2 protein-coding genes are annotated in these 1,298 nt (G+C 73.5%); one reads left to right on the forward strand and one right to left on the reverse strand.

All coding sequences use genetic code 11. The features are described 5' to 3' along the window. On the reverse strand, nt 1–434 hold a 434-nt coding region (locus VR45_RS39790; RefSeq protein WP_045944850.1), incomplete at its 3' end, for a MarR family transcriptional regulator. Between the two features lie 176 nt (nt 435–610). Here VR45_RS39790 and VR45_RS39795 point away from each other — a divergent pair. After that, a partial coding sequence (locus tag VR45_RS39795; protein ID WP_045944851.1) for a haloalkane dehalogenase occupies nt 611–1,298 on the forward strand: 688 nt, incomplete at its 3' end.

Here is a 1,298-nt window from a genome sequence, read left to right on the forward strand (position 1 = left end):
TGGTGGTCCAGGAGGCGGGTCAGCAGGTCGGTCAGACGGGCGCGGTCGTCGGCGTCGAGGGGGGCGAGCAGGGCGTCCTGGGCCGCGTCGACGACGGTGTCGAGCCGCCGGAGGTGGGCGCGCCCCTCGGTGGTCACCGTGATGACGTTGCGCCGGCGGTCGGCCGGGTCGGGCGTGCGCTCGACCAGGCCGCGTTCGGCGAGTTCGTTGACGACCGCGACCATGTCGCTGCGGTAGATGCCGGTGCGCCGGCTGAGGTCCGACTGGCTGGCCGGGCCGCCCTCGGTGAGCGCGGTGAGGGCGGCGAAGTGCCATTTGCGGGCGCCCTCCGCCGCCAGGCCGTCGTGCACCAGGCGGTCGGCGTGCAGGGCGTTGACGGCCAGCAGCCGGCTGGGCAGGCCGCGGACGCGGGCCGGGGCCGCGTGGTCGGTCATGGCGCCCGGGGAGTGGCGGGGCGTCTCGTGGTTCTTCACGTCAGGCAGTCTAGCCGTTGTGTTAGTCGCCCTAACGATATACGGTCATGGACATTGAACCGTTAGTGCGACTAACGGAATGGGTAGGGGCTCCGCGTGCCCCGCCCCTGCCCGGCGCCACGAGAGGAATCGTCCCGATGCTCACCGTCCCCGTGATCGACTCCCATCTGGCCTATCTGGACACCGGCGCCGACAACCCCGCCGCCGAGGCGGGCGGCCCGCCCGTGGTGCTCCTGCACGGCAACCCCACCTCCTCCCACCTGTGGCGCAAGGTCGTCCCGCAGCTGGCCGGCCGGTTCCGGGTGCTCGCGCCCGACCTGATCGGCATGGGTGCCTCCGGCAAGCCGGCCGTCGACTACGGCTTCGACGACCAGGCCCGCTACCTGGACGCCTGGTTCGAGGCGCTCGGCCTGGACCGGGTCGTCCTGGTGGGCCACGACTGGGGCGGCGTCCTGGCCCTCGACCGGGCGGCCCGGTGTCCGGACCGGGTGGCCGGGGTCGTCCTGCTGGAGACCTTCCTCAAGCCGCTGGCCGCCGAGGAGTTGCCGCCGCCGGCCCGGGCGCGCGCCGCGGCGTTCCGTACGCCCGGTGTCGGCGAGGAGCTGGTGCTGGAGCAGAACATCTTCATCGAGACGGCCTTCAAGGGCGGGGTGCTCCACCCGCTGGACGAGGACGAAGTCCGGCCCTACCGCGAGCCGTTCCCGACGCCGGAGAGCCGCCGTCCGATGCTGGCCTGGTCCCGGATGACGCCGATCGACGGCGAACCGGCCGAGGTGGTCGCCCGGGTCGAGGCGTACGGCGGTTGGCTGGCCGGCAGCCCGGAGG

This window comes from Streptomyces sp. NRRL S-495 (genome assembly GCF_000966955.1).
Taxonomy (GTDB): Bacteria; Actinomycetota; Actinomycetes; order Streptomycetales; family Streptomycetaceae; genus Kitasatospora; species Kitasatospora purpeofusca.